General features: G+C 50.0%; 18 protein-coding genes. 10 read left to right on the plus strand and 8 right to left on the minus strand.

The genetic code is table 11. The features are described from left to right. Positions 1-1,317 (plus strand): aldo/keto reductase (locus tag IKQ95_00565; protein ID MBR4195186.1); only part of this gene is annotated, 1,317 nt, incomplete at its 5' end. A gap of 3 nt (positions 1,318-1,320) precedes the next feature. Here the strand turns inward: IKQ95_00565 and murJ are convergent. From murJ to lysA, 7 genes are all read right to left on the minus strand, one after another. After that, on the minus strand, positions 1,321-2,844 hold the full coding sequence (gene murJ / locus IKQ95_00570; GenBank protein ID MBR4195187.1) for a murein biosynthesis integral membrane protein MurJ: 1,524 nt from the start codon (positions 2,842-2,844) through the stop codon (positions 1,321-1,323). Positions 2,845-2,875: 31 nt separating this feature from the next. Next, positions 2,876-3,595, minus strand: coding sequence for a ComF family protein (locus IKQ95_00575; protein MBR4195188.1), 720 nt, complete (start codon positions 3,593-3,595; stop codon positions 2,876-2,878). Next, positions 3,540-3,983 (minus strand): ribonuclease HI, encoded by a 444-nt coding sequence (rnhA, locus tag IKQ95_00580; protein MBR4195189.1) that lies wholly within the window; start codon positions 3,981-3,983, stop codon positions 3,540-3,542. The genes IKQ95_00575 and rnhA overlap by 56 nt, the downstream gene beginning before the upstream one ends. A 3-nt stretch (positions 3,984-3,986) precedes the next feature. Further along, positions 3,987-5,099: a DUF3084 domain-containing protein gene (locus tag IKQ95_00585; protein ID MBR4195190.1), complete on the minus strand. Its 1,113-nt coding sequence runs from the start codon at positions 5,097-5,099 to the stop codon at positions 3,987-3,989. Positions 5,100-5,108: 9 nt separating this feature from the next. Beyond that, a complete protein-coding gene (locus IKQ95_00590; GenBank protein ID MBR4195191.1) occupies positions 5,109-5,969 on the minus strand; it encodes a DMT family transporter in 861 nt (286 codons plus the stop codon). Further along, the gene (locus tag IKQ95_00595) at positions 5,969-7,159 is read right to left on the minus strand and encodes a DUF1015 domain-containing protein (protein ID MBR4195192.1); all 1,191 of its coding nucleotides are present in this window, start codon (positions 7,157-7,159) and stop codon (positions 5,969-5,971) included. Before IKQ95_00595 ends, IKQ95_00590 begins: the two co-directional genes overlap by 1 nt. Positions 7,160-7,249: 90 nt before the next feature. Continuing rightward, a complete protein-coding gene (gene lysA, locus IKQ95_00600; protein MBR4195193.1) occupies positions 7,250-8,527 on the minus strand; it encodes a diaminopimelate decarboxylase in 1,278 nt (425 codons plus the stop codon). A gap of 217 nt (positions 8,528-8,744) precedes the next feature. On the opposite strand from lysA, the gene IKQ95_00605 reads away from it, so the two are divergent. Next, on the plus strand, positions 8,745-10,853 hold the full coding sequence (locus IKQ95_00605) for a dynamin family protein (GenBank protein MBR4195194.1): 2,109 nt from the start codon (positions 8,745-8,747) through the stop codon (positions 10,851-10,853). Here IKQ95_00605 and nudC read toward each other — a convergent pair. After that, complete coding sequence (gene nudC / locus IKQ95_00610) at positions 10,825-11,595, minus strand: NAD(+) diphosphatase (protein MBR4195195.1); 771 nt, start codon at positions 11,593-11,595, stop codon at positions 10,825-10,827. The genes IKQ95_00605 and nudC overlap by 29 nt on opposite strands. 48 nt (positions 11,596-11,643) lie before the next feature. On the opposite strand from nudC, the gene IKQ95_00615 reads away from it, so the two are divergent. The 8 genes from IKQ95_00615 to IKQ95_00650 all read left to right on the plus strand — a co-directional run. Beyond that, positions 11,644-12,240 (plus strand): hypothetical protein, encoded by a 597-nt coding sequence (locus tag IKQ95_00615; GenBank protein MBR4195196.1) that lies wholly within the window; start codon positions 11,644-11,646, stop codon positions 12,238-12,240. Positions 12,241-12,262: 22 nt separating this feature from the next. Further along, on the plus strand, positions 12,263-12,799 hold the full coding sequence (hpt, locus tag IKQ95_00620; GenBank protein ID MBR4195197.1) for a hypoxanthine phosphoribosyltransferase: 537 nt from the start codon (positions 12,263-12,265) through the stop codon (positions 12,797-12,799). 244 nt (positions 12,800-13,043) lie between these two features. Next, entirely contained in the window at positions 13,044-14,456 is a 1,413-nt protein-coding gene (locus IKQ95_00625) for a sodium-dependent transporter (protein ID MBR4195198.1), read from the plus strand. Positions 14,457-14,504: 48 nt separating this feature from the next. Beyond that, positions 14,505-14,663 (plus strand): rubredoxin, encoded by a 159-nt coding sequence (locus IKQ95_00630; GenBank protein ID MBR4195199.1) that lies wholly within the window; start codon positions 14,505-14,507, stop codon positions 14,661-14,663. Between the two features lie 127 nt (positions 14,664-14,790). Beyond that, positions 14,791-15,192, plus strand: coding sequence for a hypothetical protein (locus tag IKQ95_00635; GenBank protein ID MBR4195200.1), 402 nt, complete (start codon positions 14,791-14,793; stop codon positions 15,190-15,192). A gap of 4 nt (positions 15,193-15,196) precedes the next feature. After that, positions 15,197-15,847 carry an HAD family hydrolase gene (locus IKQ95_00640; GenBank protein MBR4195201.1) on the plus strand — a complete coding sequence of 217 codons (651 nt, stop codon included), beginning with the start codon at positions 15,197-15,199 and terminating at the stop codon, positions 15,845-15,847. Continuing rightward, a complete protein-coding gene (locus IKQ95_00645; GenBank protein ID MBR4195202.1) occupies positions 15,834-18,050 on the plus strand; it encodes a thioredoxin domain-containing protein in 2,217 nt (738 codons plus the stop codon). Before IKQ95_00640 ends, IKQ95_00645 begins: the two co-directional genes overlap by 14 nt. Positions 18,051-18,241: 191 nt before the next feature. Beyond that, on the plus strand, positions 18,242-18,878 hold a 637-nt coding region (locus IKQ95_00650; protein MBR4195203.1), incomplete at its 3' end, for a hypothetical protein.

The following is an 18,878-nucleotide window of genomic DNA, read 5'->3' on the forward strand; positions in this document are numbered from 1 at the left end:
ACCACACCACACCACACCACACCTAATTGTTTGTCTTTTCCCGAAATAAAAGGAAGTCTCGGTTTCGGATTCCTGCGTTTTTCCATGACACAGCCGCTTCACATAAGGTTAGCGCGTTATCTTCCCGGCAGGCGCGGAAAAAATGCCTCAATGACTCCGGGACAGCTTCAGGGGACTCAGTCCCAGAACAAATTAACGCCCCGCATATTTGCCAAAAAAGTTATACGCCGGATTCTGGGAATGATATTCGGCAGAAAAGCAAGAGTGAATATCAGCGCGATTAGTGAAATGGTAGACGCTTTCATGTCGGCAGGGTTCAATTATTTCGACACGGCTCACGGGTACTTAGGCGGAGAAAGCGAGAGGGCTATACGCGAATGCCTTGTGAAACGTTATCCCAGAGACAGCTATATTCTTTCCGACAAACTTTCGTATAACTTCATCAGTGAGGAAAAAGACATTATGCCGCTGTTTGAGTCTCAGCTTAAAGCCTGCGGAGTGAAATATTTTGACTTCTACATGCTTCACGGGGTATCAAAGCACAGGAACGAAATATACAGGCGGTGCCGTGCGTTTGAGAATATCATAGAGCTTAAACGCGCCGGAAAAGTCCGCCACATAGGAATATCCTTTCATGATTCGCCGGAACTCTTAGCGGAAATATTAACCCTTCACCCTGAAATAGAGTTTGTACAGATACAGCTTAATTACTCCGATATTGACAGCCCTGTGATACAGGCCGGGAAAGTTTACGAGGTCTGTGAAAAATTCGGAAAGCCCGTTTTTGTCATGGAACCCGTGAAAGGCGGAGTGCTTGCGAATCTTCCTGACGAGGCAAAAAGGATTCTTGACGGCCTTCACGGCGGAAGCTATGCGAGTTACGCTATACGTTACGCAAAATCTTTCCCGAATGTCGTCCTCGTTCTGTCGGGCATGAATGATATTAACATGGTAAGGGACAATACTGCATTCATGAAAGACTTTCAGCCGCTAACCGAAAGAGAGCTTGAAGCACTCGGCAAAGTGAAGAAAATAATCAGGAAGCAGAACGCGATTCAGTGTACATCATGCCGATATTGTGTCGATGTCTGCCCGAAAGATATTCCGATCCCGGAAATTATGGGCTGCATTAACAACAAAATGCAGTATAACATTAGCGGAAAGGCTTCTGTAGGTTTCGGCTTCTACTATGTCGTTCACACAAAGAATCACGGCAGGGCATCAGACTGCATAAAGTGCGGAAAATGTGAAAGGGAATGCCCTCAGCACCTGCCTATACGCGAGCTTCTAGCCAAAGCCGCAGGAATGTTCGAGTGATGGTCAGTCCTTCTTCCTACCGAATGCCTGTCCCAATAATTTCCATTCCTCGAATTTCCGCACCGCCGTAACAGCCGAATATATCCCCGCGCTTACGGCAATTACTCCCAGAATCCACAGCGCACGAATCCCAATCCCCGCAGAGACATCATACGGCCACACAAACCGATACGCTATCACCGCAAAATACACCGCCGATAATGCCACGAGATACTCACCCGCAAGAGGCCATGAGAATATCCCTAAAGGCCGTCCCAGTTTCCGCCGGACATAGTACAGCCCTAACAGCCCCGACAGCGTAAACGCAATTCCCGGAGCAAGCGCGAGTCCGTTATAGCCCATCGGCCAAACGAGAATCACAGACAACAACGCCGTAGCCCCCACGCTGAACGCCGTAACCCTGAACGCCTCACGCGGCATTGACAGGGCATATAGCGCGCGCATTACTACCGTAGAACACGCCATACCCGGCAAGCCCAGCATACTGAACGCAAGAGTCGACGACGTTGCAGACCACGCCCAACCGCCGAACTCCCCGCGAACAAACACAAGGTGAACAAACTCATCCGAAATCGCTATCACTCCCAGCGAGGCCGGAAGCACTACGAACAATGCGAACCTCACAGCCTGCTTCAGCGTGTCGACAAATTCATCGTCATCCTTCGCCCGCGACAACTGCGGTAATACAGCCTGAGAGATAGCAATCACGAATAATCCCAGCGGCAATTGAAGTATCCTGTTTGAGTAATTGAGGACGGATATGCTTCCTTCCTGCAGAAATGAGCCAAGCATACGGCTTATTACCGGGTTGACCTGATTCAAGGAGAGGCCCGCCGCGTATGGCAGAAACAATTTCATGATACGGCGTAATTCCGGGTCTTTCATGTCAGGCCGAACAGGATAAATCACAGCATTCAGCCTGAAACTGTAAAGCCACTGAGTCAGGAAATGTGCTACCCCTCCGCATAACACTGACAGCGCAAGACCGTATACCCCGAAACGCGCCGCGAATATCGGAGCCGTAACAATGAAAACAAGATTGCTGAATGCGGGCGACAATGCCGGGACAAAAAATGACCCTAACGAATTTAGCTCGCCCATCGTCAACGCACTTAACGATATTACGATAAGAAACGGAAACATCCACCGCGTAAGCTCAACCGCAAGAGAATGGCTCTCAGGGGAAAATCCCGGTGCCATTACGCTCACAAGTCCGGGCGCGAATAATATTCCCAGTCCCACAACTATAACTGTTGCTGATAATAATACTGTCGCTGTATGACGGGCTAACGTTAATGCACTCTCCCTGCTTTTCGCGAGTGCCTGAGAGAAAACCGGCACAAACGCCGCCGATAATGCACCCTCCGCAAGCAACTGACGCGCCAAATTCGAGAGGGTATACGCTACGTTGAATGCGTCCATGTATTTTGTCGCTCCGAAAAACGCCGCCACTAACACTTCACGCGCAAGACCAAGTATACGGCTCAACAGAGTCCCCGCCATCATGAAGACCGCATGACGTACCATTGAAGGATTATTGTTATTCTGCAAAGTTTTATCACCCGGCAGAATTATACACACCAGCGGACGCTATGGTATAACCGCACACCACGACAGCCCCGGCCTTTTCACAAGCCTCATATAATCGTAACATTGTCGTGCCTGTCGTAAATACGTCATCAACAAGCGCAACTCTCAATCCGCGTATGTCCTCCGTAATTTTGAATACGTCATGAGGCATTTCACGGCGTGTTTTCATGGCCTGTAATGCATGGCGGGGAATTTCCTTTGTCCATTGAGCAACGTCAAGAATTTTTATATCCCAGTAATCGCACATTCCATTTGCTATTTCTCTTGACTGGTTATAGTGCCTTACACTGTTTATGTGAAGGGGGACGGGTATAAGGTAATCTGCTTCAGTTGTCCTGAATATTTCTGCTATGTGTCTTCCTATTGAAGCGCATAATTCTTTTCTGCCTTTGTACTTGAATGCATGTATGACTTTCTTGATATTTGTACGGTAGCTGACCGCTGAATATACGGTAAATTTTCCCGCGTACCTGACAATAATATTACCGTCAAAAAGTGAAGGTATTACCCTCGAAGGTATTTCGGCTTTTCTGAGCCTAGCCCGGCAAATTTCGCAGGGGTTTCCGCCGATTCGCCCGCATATTTCACAGCTTGACGGCCAAATCATATGGAGGAGATATTCAGCCAGCCGCCTATAATTTATCCCGCGCAATATGGACAAGCTCATCACACCGATTATTCCGCTCATCGTCCGAATGCCCTTTGACCCAGTGCCAGCTTACCCGGTGAATCTGAGTCAGACTGTCTAATTCCTCCCACAAATCGCGGTTGAGTACATCACTTCCCGCAGAAGTACGCCAGCCGTTTCGCTTCCATTTCTGAATCCAGCGTTTGACAAATGCATTCTGCAAATACGCCGAGTCCGTATGCAGGTCAACTTCACACGGGACTTTCAGAGCCTCAAGCGCACGTATCGCCGCAGTAAGCTCCATTCTGTTATTTGTCGTGCTGACTTCTCCGCCGGAAATCTCGCGCTCTTTGTCGTGTTCGGGGGAATAGAGGATTGCCGCCCATCCTCCTTTGCCGGGATTCGGGGAGGCTCCTCCGTCTGTGTAGATTATTACATGCGGTTTCATTTCTCACTCCTCGAACGATATACTAATCACTACAGGGCCTTCAGTGTAAATATCCCCTGAAGCAAGAGCCGAGATTATCACGGGAGATTTTATCCTGCTGAGTTTTTCCGACGCGCTGAAAAATGCTTCCCCGTCGAGCGTCCCGACATTGTTTGTGGCAGGTTCGGGCAAAATTCCGTCATTGATGGCCTTGTTCCTGAGTTCGCGCAGAAATATGTGAAGTATATCCTCCGGCTTTGACTTTGATGATGACATGTCGACAAACTTTCGGTAGACTGGAGTCCCGTCCCTGTATGTGAGAATGCTCGCTCCTGTCTCAAGACGAATCATAACGCGCATATTTTCCCCGGCTGTGTAATTCTCACCCGACAATGCCCGGACGTAATGCCGAATATCCGCGCTCAATATCTCGGTGATTACTGCCTCTTCTGATCCCGCGTCATATTCGATGGGAATATCCCGCAGCCTTGTGAATGACTGATCCGAAATCCGCTCAAGAACATTCAGCTTCACATTCTGCTTCAGGGCGTTCAATCCCGAAATTATTTCCTCACGCGATGAGCCTTCCTCGAATGCCGTCTGAGCCAGCAACATATTCGCGCTGAGGGCTATAGATTCGTTCCGCAGTGATTTCAGCTCCCGCCGAAGCTGTGATGACTCCTCCCGCATTACCCGCAGTGCCGCTTCAAGCTCGCGTTTCTCCTGCTCAAGAAGTAATTTATCGTTCCTCATAGTGTCAAGCTCAAACCCTGCAAGGTCAAGACTCGCTGACGTTTCCGCAAGTGAGACCCTCATGTTCTCCGTGTCGCGCTGACTCATGTTTAGCTGAAACTGTGAGTCGTACAATTGCTGCTGAAGAATTTTCATGCCGAATAAAGCCGTCCTGACATCCTGCGACAATACTGCCATTACTGCAATTATTCCCGCCGCTATTATTCCTCCTGTCATGGCCGTGATGAGCCTGCTTGTGTTCTTTGGACGGAGACGGAATATTGAGACGCGCTTTTTCCCCCACTTGTAGCCGACATAATCGCCCAGCACCGACAATAGCGCGCTGGCAATAATCAGCGACAGTATAGCGAGCCAGTTTGTGTCTGAGAGAAAGTGCGGGAACATGGCCGGGGGTCATCTCCTTTTCGCGAGTATCGGCGACAATTCCGAGATAAACACCGCAATAAATATCAGCCCGCACCCCGTGAGCATTCTTGCTGTTACTGTCTCATTCAGGAAAATCACACTGCTTGCCAGCCCGAAAACTGACTCTAGGCTCATTATGATTGTGGCGTGTGAAGGCTCTGCGTATTTCTGCGCGATTACCTGTACCATGTAGCATCCGAATGTAACGAACACTATCGTGAATATCAGCTCCGCAAGACCGCTGTAACTGAGATATTCCGCAGGGGACTCGAACATCAATGACGACACTAACGCAGCCGCCGCTAATGATACGAACTCGGCGAAACTCAGCGCGATAGGGTCAGAGTCGTGCGCGTAACGGCTTATCGCTATTGCCTGCACCGCGAATGTTACGGCGCATATCACCGTCAGAATGTCGCCTATATACCCGTCAGCCCCGGATGACTCATCGCCCGAAAGCAAATACATTCCCAGCACACACAAGACCGCCGCGCCTATCGTCAGCCAGCCGGGAAATTTCTTCCGCAATGCCCAAAGCATGAACGGCACCATCAGTACATACGTCGCTGAAATGAACGCCGAACGTCCCCCGCCTATGTAGCGCAGGCCGACTGTCTGAGTCGTTATCGCGAGGAACAACAGAAAGCCGATAATGAGTCCGCCCCTCAAGGTTTGACGGAATGAAGCATTAATCCTTTTGCGGAAGAATATATATATCATGGCCGAACCCGCAGAAAATCTCAGGAACAAAAGCCAGCAGGCCGGGTAAATTCCGACAAGTATCTTCATTGTGGGAAAGCTCAGTCCCCAGAATAAAGCGCAGTAAAGCAATCCCAAGTCAGCAAGCATTAAACGATTCTCCGCGCCTCAAGATAGTATCTCTTCTCTGTCGCATGACCCATCGAGAAAGTTTTTCGGGGAAGTGTCCCGTTCTCGGAAATAACACGGAAGAAATTTCGCTTTGCGTCCGCGTCAAACGCAGGAAGCTCAAAGCCTATACAGCCCGGCACATTCGAAAGCTCCCTCAATGCGTCTGTGTCATGAATGTAATCAATCTCATATTCTCCCGCGTCAAGATATTTCTGCAATACGATTAACGCTGAAGCACCTTCCGTTTTGCTGATGTGGATTTTTCCCTCTGTGCCTGAGGCGTAATACGTTATCGGCCATGAGTCGCCCCCTTTGCAGATATTATTCTCAATGTCAGAAATGAATTTGTCAGGCTCAATCCCCTTAATGATTCTGTGGATAGGCTCAAATTTTATTGCGTCATCATAAATATTCTCAAGCTCTACCATAGCATAGCGCGATGTTATTCCGTCCTCGTAACATGCTTTAGCCGCGGCCAGCGAGTGATTACCGTCCCCGACAGCAAAGACCAGCGACAATTCCCGGCTCTTTCGCTTTATGTAGGAGTCTATTCTCATGTTCAGCGCACGGCGGTGATCCCCTCGGATAAGCCAGCCCCGTATGTGTCCGCCGTCCATCATCAAATCGAAATCGTACAGCTTCTTCATGGAATGTTTTGCGAGGCTCAGAGGCTCTATTATTTCGCGCTTCTCATCATCGCACAATAATATTACGTGTGAAAGCTCAAGCGGTGAATTTGCGCGGATATTTTTGCGGGGGGGGATTCGTTCTTTAACGGTCTCTTCTGTGGCGCGGATTAGGGGCGATGTTCCCGGCCTGTAGTCGTATTCCTCTAGGTCAATAAGCCCGACAATCCCGCGGCGTGTCGTTCCGTCAATCATTTCACGCTCGACATATACATATGCGTTCTTGTACTCGGTGAAGATATTTTGCGTGAGATAGTCATTCATTGCCTCAGTGATTCCTGTGATGGCCTGCGTGTTGTCGTCCTTCAGGCTCGTCAAAAAGGCTTCAGGGAGTATCAGGTTCAATGCTGACGGAGAAGCCCCGGCATAGTCTTTCACTTTCTGCCAGTAATCCGGCTGACTCGTAAACTGGTCGCAGGCAACAACCGCCCAGCGCGATATGTCATCAACATTAGGGAGCAGAAAATTTCCCGGTGTGAATATGGTGTGTCATTCCCTTCGTGTTTGAGATGGGAATAATTTTAGGCGGGGGATAAATGTGCGTCAATTGGTATATCCCGCGCCGTCAGAAATTCACACCGCCTGACCCCGTATTATGTCGTCCATTGTCTGACGCTGTGCCACAATCCGCGCTTGCCCGTTCTCCGCGAATATCACAGCAGGCCGCATTAGGCAGTTATACCCGCTCGACATGCTGAAGTTATATGCCCCGGTGTTATACAGCGCAATAATATCCCCGGCCTTTACCCGCTGAATTTCCGCGTCATCTATGAGAATATCCCCGGACTCACAGCATTTTCCTACGATTGAGACCTTGCCGCCGTTCGAGGGACGGTATATTTCACCGCCGACATCATCAACTTTCACTGCGTCATATTCTGCCTGATACAATGCATAGCGGGGATTGTCGGCCATTCCTCCGTCAACAGCTATGTATGTTACTTCGGGCAGCTCCCGGACATTCTCGACGGTGTACAGCGTTATTCCCGCCTCTGAAATTATCCATCGGCCAGGCTCAAGAATCGCGCAGGGAACTTCAAGCCCGTAACTTTTGCACCCGTCAATTAATGCCCTCATCATCGCGTCCGTGTAGTATTCTGACTTCATGGCCGGGATTGAGGGATTCTTCACAGCTCCGAAACCGCCGCCCATGTTAAGCTCCCTTGTGTCGAAATTCAGCGAGGCTTTAAGGTCTCTCATGAGGCGGACAATTACGGCGATGGATTTCGTGTAGTCGTCCGTGTCAAAAAGCTGTGAGCCTACATGAAAGTGCAGCCCGGTCATCTCGACATTCTCACACTTGGCCGCGTACTTTATCGCCTCAGTTAGCATTGAGCCTTCACGGGAATCCGCAGGCACTCCGAACTTTGAGTCGGTGCTTCCTGTTGCTATGTATTTGTGCGTGTGTGCGTCAACTCCGGGTGCTACACGAATCATTACCCGCTGTATTATCCCTTCACGGCCCGCAAATTCGTTGATTGTCGTGATCTCGTCAGGGTGGTCGACTATTATCCGCCCTACACGTGATTTTACTGCGTACTCTATTTCGCGGCGGCTCTTGGCGTTGCCGTTCATTTCTATGTTCTCAGGAGGAAATCCCGCGCTTAACGCCGTATACAATTCCCCTTCCGACACTACATCAAGCCCGATGCCCTCATCATGAATCAGTTTCGCCATCGCACGAATAAGAAAGGCTTTCCCCGCGTAACGTACTTTCGTGTTCTCCCAGCGGTCAAGAAATGTATCTCTCAATTCTCGGCACCTTGCGCGAATTATCCCAGTGTCGAAAACATATAACGGTGTCCCGAATCTTTGCGCTAATTCCTGGCAGTCAATGCCCGCCCATGTCAAGCGTGTAATTTCAATCCGCCCCTTTCTGTGAGTGTGCGATGATTATACAAAATTTTCCGCCGTGATATTATGTGTGAAAATTACAGGGAAGGTATCATTGATGACTAGCCTGCAAGAATTTGAACAACACAATTTCACTAACTCACCTCATGTACACGATATTACCGTCATATTTCCGTCGAGGGAGATATATTTTTCGCCCGGGCTGTTAAACATTATGAGGCTTGACTCTTCCACTTGCCCGAAAACTTTAGATCAGTGGTACGAATTATGCCACCCCGAAGATCATATAAAGCTCGCAAAGTTCGAGGCCACTATTTACAGCAATGAACCTGAAGTTACCATCACTAGAAAGCTATACTGCGGGGACGGTCAGTACAGAAATTTCCGGCTTTACGCGACTATTCAGCGGGGGAAATTCGGAAAGCCCGTAAAACTCACAGGGTCAGAAACTACAGCCCTTTCCGCGTGGCTTTCGTCAGCAAATGAAGGAGACACAATAGAATGCCCCGGCCATGACGGAAGAGCTAGAATACTTGAGGCCGTAAGGCTACAGGGCATAATGACACTGCGCGACACCGGGCTTATTCATGACATGGAGCAGGAAAATCTCAGACTTCGCCGGGAAATTCAGCGGAGAATTTTTGCGCGGGGTGAGCTTCACACACTCCCTGAAGATTTCAGCAGGGCGGCGGTCATTCGCTCACGGCTTGAGGACTGTATCAATTCCGCGCTCAATGTCCTTACGGGCGACAACAGGCTGAAGGCGTTACGGCGGTCGCTGGGCGAGACTTCAATCACAATAGGCATAACGGGATTAACGTCAAGCGGAAAATCATCATTCCTTAACGCGCTTTTAGGGGAGCGTCTCATTCCCGAACAGACTCGCGCAACAACTAACATCCCAATAATATGCAGGGAAGGCGAATCACGGTCAGCAAAAATACACTATCAGGACGGACGCACGGACACTATCAGCGGGGAAAATCTCACAGCCTCATTCATGAAGGGCATTGCGTCAGAGAGCCATAATCCCGGAAACAGGTCTGGCATTTCACGTGTAGAAATCTCTATGCCCGGCGCAATTATCCCGGAAGGTATATGCTTTGTCGACACTCCCGGATTTGACGCTCTTGCAGGGTCAGGAGGGGCGGCACTCCGTAACATTCTGCCCGAACTCGACATGATGATTTACGTTACACCCGTAAGAGCGCGGCTTAAAGGGGCGGACTATGACTACCTGAGAGTCATTACGGCCATGAATGACAGACTCGTGTTCGTGCTGTCGCAGATTGACTTAGAGAGAGACGACACGGAAGCAGGGCAGGTAATACACTCGGCGCATGACAAGATACTTTCTGACATAAGCGCGATACGTCAGGACATGCAGAAATTCAGCGGCAAAGATTACGATGTCATACCAGTGTCAGCAAAAAACGCCCTCGAAAATTTCTACAGCAAAAACTCTCAGGCTTGGCGCGACTCTAACATCATGGACGCTGTAGACTATTTCGCGGATTTAGGGAATGACTCATACATTCGGGCATTGCTTCTCAGGGCAGAGCGTTCGCTGAAGATTGCTGACGGTGCAATAACGCGCAGGGAGGTCAGCGGGTCTTCACGGTGGCGGCTTCTTGATGTGGCGGGGAAACTGCGCGGGCTTCTTGCTGACGGTCATAATGTCCCGGAAATTACAGCGGGGTATACATTTGCCGAAAGCGTCATCAGTCCCAAGAGTCAGAGCCGTAATATTCTGTCGTCCCTCATAGCGTCAATGCGTGAGAGAGAATTTTACTCCCGTTTCTTTTCGCTGAATGCTGTGGCCGGGAAACGCAAAATAATTCTCTTAGGCGCAGAACGTAAACAGAGCCTGAAACTTTTTGCCCGTCTCGCTCACAATCTCATGCTAGAGACACTTCCCGACGGCGGAATGACATCGGGCGAATGGCTGTATACCGGGCATACTCCGCCGTTTGAGTGCGTCAGGCTTTCCGGGAGCGGGGGCGCGTGTACCGCACTTATTGCGCCGTCTGACAGGGATATTCCGCAGGGGGTAGACTGGCATAAATTATTCCGGGAATTTGTGCCTGTGGTCAGCGTTGACTTGGCGCGGGTTGACTCTGGGCTGTCTGACCTCGTGAACTCGCCGTATATTACCGGGCTTGCGCTGTCGGAGTGGGTTATGGCTTTCGGAAACGCGGGAATGTTCGACACAAGGCAGATTGATTTAGTGTCGCAGGTGCCGGAAAGAGTCGCAGAATTTGTTGAGCTTAACGGGATTAAGAGTCCTGAGTGGTTCATTTACGAGAACTACAAAATTTTCTGAGAAAGTTATCGATGAGTCTGCGGGCTATGCTTGCCTCGTCAGGGATATTCATATTCATGATTTCTGACGGGGAATAAAATCCGGCCTTCAGTATCTCGTTTCCGTCCGGCAAAACTTCACCCGACTCATATTCCGCCGTGAATCCCAACATTAACGAGTTAGGGAACGGCCATGTCTGAGAGCCGTAATACTTTATGTTCCTCACAGAGATATTCACTTCCTCGCGGATTTCACGTGTTACGGCCTCTTCAAGCCTTTCTCCCGGCTCAACGAACCCCGCTATAATGCTGTAACGGTCATCAGGCCACGCAGCATTATGGGCAAGCAGCAATTTCCCGTCATTCTCCACAGCCGTAATCACCGCAGGCGATATTGGCGCGTAGTACACTGCCCCGCAGGACTCACATTCCCGGCCGTAATCGTCTGAATGAGGAAAGATTTTCCCCCCGCACTTTATGCAGTAATGCGCGGATCTGTTCCATGAAGCAAACTGTAATGCACCGGATGCCACCGTGAACGCTTTATCCCCGGCCATGTGCCACAATTCACGCAGAGTAACAAGCCTCATACCGTCAGCAAGATTCGCAGGCTCTTTCACGTCAAGCCACGCAGGAAGATTTTTCCACACTCCCGGCAGTTCTCGCGAGGACATTATCACATCAAGCCCGGAGATTTCACCGTCAGAAAAATCATAACACCCTTCACGGATTAATATCATGTTCCCGGAAAATATCATCATCATCAATCACTCCTCAGCTATAATATACAGCAAAAAATTCTAGGTGATTATATGCTCACTATCACTACAGAAGGAAAATCAGCCTCCGACGCTCTCACTATCGTAAAGAATGCTATCACTTCAGGCGACGGCGTGAAGGTTCTTGTTGACGGCCCCTCACAGGCTGAGACGCTGAGGAAATTTCTTGAGGCTCAGGGATATTCCGTAATGCTTGAAGATGATGACGGAACACTATACCTTACGGCCAGCAAAGAAGACTCACAGTCAGCAAAAACTCCCGCCGTTACTCCCGCAGTTACAGCAGAAAAGCCCGCAAAAGAGGAACACGCCGCTATAGGTGTAATAATCTCAGGCAGGAACAGGGACATTAATTCGGCGTTCATGAAAAAGTTTCTTCTGTCGCTCCTCAAAGCTGAGACAAAGCCCGACATTATCGCGCTCCTCGATGCCGCTGTGAAGATTGCCGCGTATAATTCTCCGCTGTGCGTAACTCTCAAGAAACTTGAGGCCGTGAACGTTCGTATTCTCATCTCGGAGCAGTGCGCCACAAGGCTGGGCGTTAATGAGGCGGCAGGGGCAGGGATTATTCTTGACATGGCGGAAATTCTTGACGAAATTTTTTCATGCAGTAAGATTGTCAGCATTTGATACACTGAAGGAGGAGTTATTTTTGTCGTACAAACTCGGAGAAGTCATAATCTCACGCGACACTATCGCAAAAAGAGTGAAAGCACTTGCTGACGAAATAGCGTCCCAAGCCGAAAGAGACAAGCCGCTTGTCATCGTAGGAATTTTGACGGGGGCGGCATTTTTCCTGACTGACCTTGTGAGGGAGCTGCCGGAGGATTTAGATGTGAGGGTTGATTTCATGTCCGTAGCGTCTTACGGGGACAGCACGAAATCAAGCGGGGTCGTTCGCATATTCCATGACCTAAAGACTAATATCGAGGGGAAAAATGTTATTGTCGTTGAGGATATTATTGACAGCGGGCTTACACTGTCGCACCTTCTCGGACTGTTGCAGGGGAGAAATCCGAACAGCCTGAAAGTCTGCGTCCTCCTCGACAAGAAAGAACGCAGGAAAACGGAAGTACATGTAGACTACTGCGGGTTCAGCATTCCCGACAAGTTTGTAGTAGGGTACGGGCTTGACTGTGCGGGAATGTGGCGGCACTTGAAGGACATCAAATATGTGATTGAGGAATAATCATTGCCCCTCTCCCTCCCCCATTGGCAGGGGGGACGAGGGACTCGCCGGGGACTCCTGCCTCCCCTGCGAAAGGGGAGGTGGCCGAAGGCCGGAGGGGTCGCAACCCTGCAAAAGGGGAGGTGCCTGAAAGGCGGAGGGGTCGCAACCCTGCAAAAGGGGAGGTGCCTGAAAGGCGGAGGGGTCGCATTTCACCTGATGATATAATCATTCGCAATTTTCGCAAATTAGGAGGTTATTATTTATGCCGGAAAACTCAACAAAGACACGTGAGACTTTCGCAAGCAGGCTCGGCTTCATATTCCTGTCAGCAGGGTGCGCCATCGGTCTCGGAAATGTGTGGCGTTTTCCCTTCATCACCGGCAAATACGGCGGAGCGGCTTTCGTCCTAATCTACATACTGTTCCTGCTGTTTCTTGCCATGCCCATTATGGTTATGGAGTTCGCAGTGGGACGTGCTTCAGGTCAGAGCATGTCGCGGTCATTTCTCGTTCTCAGGCCGGAGCATAAAATCTGGTCGCTCTGGGGCTACATCGGCTGGGCGGGGAATTACGTCCTCATGATGTTCTACACCGTCGTAAACGGTTGGATGATTGCCTACACATATTACTCTTTCTCCGGGAAACTTGACGGCCTTAACCCGGAGGCTGTCGGCTCGTTCTTCGGCGGAATGCTCGCTAATCCCTATGAGCTTACTTTCTGGATGGCTGTCGTGATAATTTTCGGTGCGCTGGTATGCTGGGCAGGACTTCAGAGCGGCGTTGAGACTATCACAAAAACTATGATGTGCGGGCTGTTACTGCTCATGATTGCGCTTGCTGTAAGGTCTGTAACTCTTGACGGAGCCGGGAAAGGTATTGAGTTCTACCTCAAGCCCGATTTCAGCAAGATAATTACGGACGAGGCCGGGAATTTCTCACTGTCTCACCTTTTCAGGACACTTTACGACGCATTAGGGCAGGCATTCTTCACGTTAAGCATCGGCATTGGGTCAATGGCTATTTTCGGGAGCTACATTAAGCGCGACAGGTCATTACTCGGCGAGAGCGTTATTATCACGGCTCTTGATACTTTTGTTGCACTCGTGGCCGGATTGATTATCTTCCCGGCGTGCTTTGCTTACGGCATTAATCCGGGAGCAGGGCCGGGACTGATATTCGTTACACTCCCGAACATGTTTAATCAAATGCCGGAGGGGCGCATATGGGGCGCATTGTTCTTCCTCTTCATGAGCTTTGCGGCTCTGTCTACCGTTGTGGCGGTCTTTGAGAATATTGTCGCCTGCTACATGGACAGGTTCAACATGTCAAGACACAGTGCCGTTGCCGTAATGACCGTAACAATAATCCTGCTCTCTATACCGTGCGCGTTAGGCTTTAATGTGTGGGCGGACTTTCAGCCATTGGGAGCAGGAACGGGCGTTCTTGATCTTGAGGATTTCATTGTCAGCAACAACCTTCTCCCGATTGGCGCACTGGTCTACCTGATGTTCTGCGTTACGCGCTACGGCTGGGGATGGGACAAATTCATAGCAGAGGCCGACACAGGAAAAGGCTTGAAGTTCCCGCAGGCTTTGAGGGGATATTTCACCTATGTAGTGCCGCTGATTATCCTGCTGATATTGGGAATGGGATACTATCAGACATTCGCAAAATAGCGGGTATGCTATAATTTAACGCAATTCAAAGAGGGAGGAAATATTACGATGACAAAATACGTCTGCACGGTATGCGGCTATGTCTATGACCCCGCAACAGGAGACCCCGACAACGGAGTAGCCGCAGGAACAAAATGGGAGGATGTCCCGGAAGACTGGGTATGCCCCCTTTGCGGAGTGGGAAAGGAATTATTCGAGGCTCAGTAGGCCACGAACGCACAAAGATACATAATACCCCCGGTTTAACCTCACCGCCGGGGGTTTTTGCTTGTCTCGTGTAATATAATGTGCAGTATCCTAAACGTTTTCACACGGAAAAGGGAGGCGCATTTTTATGGGTATGCTTTTCGCTTTTATCGGTGCTACTGTCTTCCTTATCGGCCTGTATCAATGGGCTTTGGGCGGGGCAAGCCTGTGGCAAATCTTCAGGATTAGGCGCGAGGAAAAATCTATGTCCCGCGATGAGAAAAACGAGGCAGAGCGCGAAATCAAACAGCTTGAGCAGTCAGCAGACAGAACTATATCGGCCTCGCTGAGGATTATTGCTGTACTGGCCGTGTTAGTGTGGCTGTTCCTAGGCGTTACTGTCATTCTTGACTGGTTCGGAATTAACTGGGTCAGCTCTATGTATTCACGCGCTAAAGCATATTGGGCAACACCGGGTATGCAGTCTCAGCAGGCAACACAGACACGAAACGACACACTCCGAAACATGGGTAACAGCTTCAGGAGGTAATATCATGATACGGCTTGCAGTTTTCGACCATGATATGACAATCGTAGACAGCTCTTATGCCATCATGGAAGGGTTCAATTACGTTGCACGGCATGAAGGACTGCCGGAAGTCTCGCACGAACTCACAATGAAGTACATTGCTACGCCTATTCCGACATTCTGCGAGGGGCTACTGGGAGACTACCGCCCCGAATGGATTAGGCTGTACAGGTCTCAGGCAGAAAGGCTCGAACGCGAATTGATACGGCCTTTCCCGGATACAGTCTCAACAATGAAAACTCTCCGCAGTATGGGCGTAAAGCTGGCTGTCCTGTCGAACCGCGAACATCCGTCAAACGCTCTGAAACACACCGGGCTTGACATTCTTTTTGACCGCATTGTAGGGGCTGAGGAGCCTTACGGACATTTGCCCTACAAGCCTGACCCGGCCATGATGGACGCTCTCATGAAGGATTTGCGCGTTCCTCCGTCTGAAACTGTCTACGTTGGCGACGCTGATATTGACATCGCTACGGCTATCGGTGCTCACGTAAGGGGAATAGGCATTACCGCAGGCAACTTCACTCATGACGACTTCATGACGCTGGGCGCGTGGAAAAGTATCGACACACTATCCGAAATCATAGACATCATCAAGCAGGATGCCCTATCATAACTCGCTCATAAACACGTCAGGGCCTCTTGCGGCTTACGGCGAATATACAGAGGATACACCGCAGTATTCACGTCCGGGACTCGTTCAGAAGAAAAGAAACTTTGTCCCCGTCAATCATCTTTCGGGAGAAGCAAGCATATACCTTCAGCGTTACGCCTCTTCCCCGGTGGGCTGGTTCACTTGGTGCAGGGAGGCTTTCACGACGGCTAAAGCTGAGGACAGGCCGGTGTTCCTCTCCATAGGCTACAGCTCTAATCACTGGTGCAGGGTCATGGGCCGCGACTGCTGGAATGACACTGAAACCGCAGGAATGATTAATGATGTCTGCATTCCCGTCCTAGTCGACAGGGAAGAATATCCCGACATTGACGCGCTTATGATGGAGATTTGCCGAGTTCAGAACGGGAGCGCAGGTTACCCCCTCAACATTTTTATGACACCTGAAGGACTGCCGTTTATGTGCCTAACTTGGCTCCCAAAAAGGACTATGGGACAGATGACAGGCATCACCGAAATCATGCCGCGAATAAAATGGCTGTGGACAGTTCAGCGCGATGATGTCGACAGAGCCGCAAGGGAGCTTCAGCAGTCAGCAAAAGAAAGGCTTGATATATTGTCCGGGGAAAAATTCAGATCAGGCGGCAGAATAGGGAAATTCACCGCATACACTGCGCTTGATGATATACGGTCAATTTTCGACATACGCTGGGGCGGTTTCGGGGACAGGCCGAAATTCCCGGAGCATGACAAACTATTATTCCTCGCGGGACAGTCGGCAGAAAACTCTTCAGCAAGCACTCGCGACAAGTCAGACGCTTCTACTATGACTGATATTACTTTGCGGCGAATGTGGCGGGGCGGTATTCATGACCATCTCGGCGGAGGGTTCTCGCTGTATTCGGCTGATGAGCAGTGGCTTGTTCCGCATTTCGAGAAGCTATTGTGCGACAATGCTATGCTACTGTTGACGGCCTCAATGATGAGACGGAATAATGATACTCCATTCTTACGCATGTTCGCTGAGGATATTATTTTCTGCCTCACTAAATATTTTGCTGACGGCGATGCTTTCTCGCAGGGCTTCAGGTCAGCCATTGACGGCGATACGCCTGAAGGTGAGGGACGCTATTACCTGTGGAACGAGAACGAAATAAAATCCATTCTCCCGGAAGGCGACACAGGACTATTCTGCGCGGCTTACGCTGTATTACCGTCGGGCAATTTCGGCAGTGAATTGGCGGGGTCTCAGATGTCGTGGAATATTCTGTACGAGGCTTCTACCGTTACGGAGCTGGCAAGACGCTACGGCCTAAGAGGGGAGGAAGTTACTTCACGGCTTTATGAGGCTCGGAAAATATTGCTGGACTACAGGGACAGGCGTTATCCACTGTCAGCAGACAGCAAAATTCTCATGAATTGGAACGGGCTGGCTATCGCGGCTTTGTCCCACGCGGCTGTGTCGTTTGACGTACCCGAATGGAAAGACATCGCTGAACGCACCGCAATGTTCATCACGAAAAACTTTCACGCCAAAGGGGGCGAATGGCTCAGAGTTTGGACGGGCGGAAAGGCTTATATCACCGCTACGGCTGAGGATTACGCCTATATGTTACTGGGAGCGGTTGAACTGTACAAGGCTCAGAAACATTTTAACGCTACAGAAAAACAGCTATCCGAATGCGCTGACACTGCGCGGACTTTTGCCGATATTCTCATGGAAAAGTTTTCGGACGGGAAAGGGGGCGGATTGTTCCTCACTGAGGGGAATATTTCCGGCTTCAGGCTAAAATACGCAGTGGATATTAACTCGCTTCCGTCATATAACGCTGTCGCCGCTATCGCTCTTGATGAGCTGGCATTCATTCTTGAGGAAAGAAAATATTCTGATGAGGCGCGAAAGATTATCGGGTGCTTCTCACACTACGCAATGGAAAACCCCGTAAAATGTCTCAGCATGATTACGGCGGATTTGATGTTCAGGGCGTTCAAGCCAAAGAAAAAGCCGGAGCCTGTAGCCGTCCCAGTCCCAACAGACGAGGAACTAAACAGAGAAGATACACCGACAACACCGGAGCAGTCATCAGAAGAGAGAAAATCAGCAAGAGCTTCACGCAGGACACAAAGACAGGAGGCGGCATCATCATCAGCAACGACACAAAGAGCTTCACGCAGGAGCGCAAGGTCTCACAGGAATAAATCTTAGACCCCTACGACCCCTCCGTCAGCGACCCCTCCGCCTTTCAGGCACCTCCCCTTACGCAGGGGAGGCAAGAACTCCGGCAGGGGAGGCAGGGAAAATCGACAGGGAAGGCAGTATCAACAGCACAAAGACAGGAGGCTATATTCACAAAAACTATACACTCAGAAAATAAATCTTTAAGGGAGGCAATATCCTTGTTACGCAGATTAACTCTATTCACAGCATTTTTCATTACTATGTCGGCGGGAATGGCTTTCGCTGATTACCAGTTTGACGACCTTCAAGGGCCGAGCGGGGTTAGCACTCAATGGATGGTCATCAATGACACTGGCGAAACTTTCGGCGCGTCTTACTCCGAGGCAGTCAGAATTTCAGCCGATTTGCTTTCATCGGGTACTGCAAGGCTTGATGTCATTTCGGGAAACTCAAACACTACGGTTAATGACAGAAATTTGCAGACATTCTTTCTCGTCCTGTCAAATGGTGCGGGGCAGTTCGACATGAGCATGAAATCTCAGGCAATCGCCTTTGACGTTTCCACACCGAATTTAGGCGTGAATACTATCGTCAACGAAAACATGACACCCTATATTGACACTAAGACCGCTGACCAGTCCGGCAATGACACAGCCGAGTGGAAAACTTTTCACTTCAACATCGCCAGGCAGAATGACCGCAACAAGTATGATACCGTCATTCAGTCGTTCATGTTCCAGCAGAACCCGGACCGCTCACCGTCTCAGGCCATCACAAGGCCAATGGTAATATCGAACGTCTACCCCGGCACAGCGCAGTCATCACAAGCTCCCCTCATCGTCAGAATGACACTGC

It is taken from the genome of Synergistaceae bacterium (assembly GCA_017540085.1).
Taxonomy (GTDB): domain Bacteria; phylum Synergistota; class Synergistia; order Synergistales; family Aminobacteriaceae; genus JAFUXM01.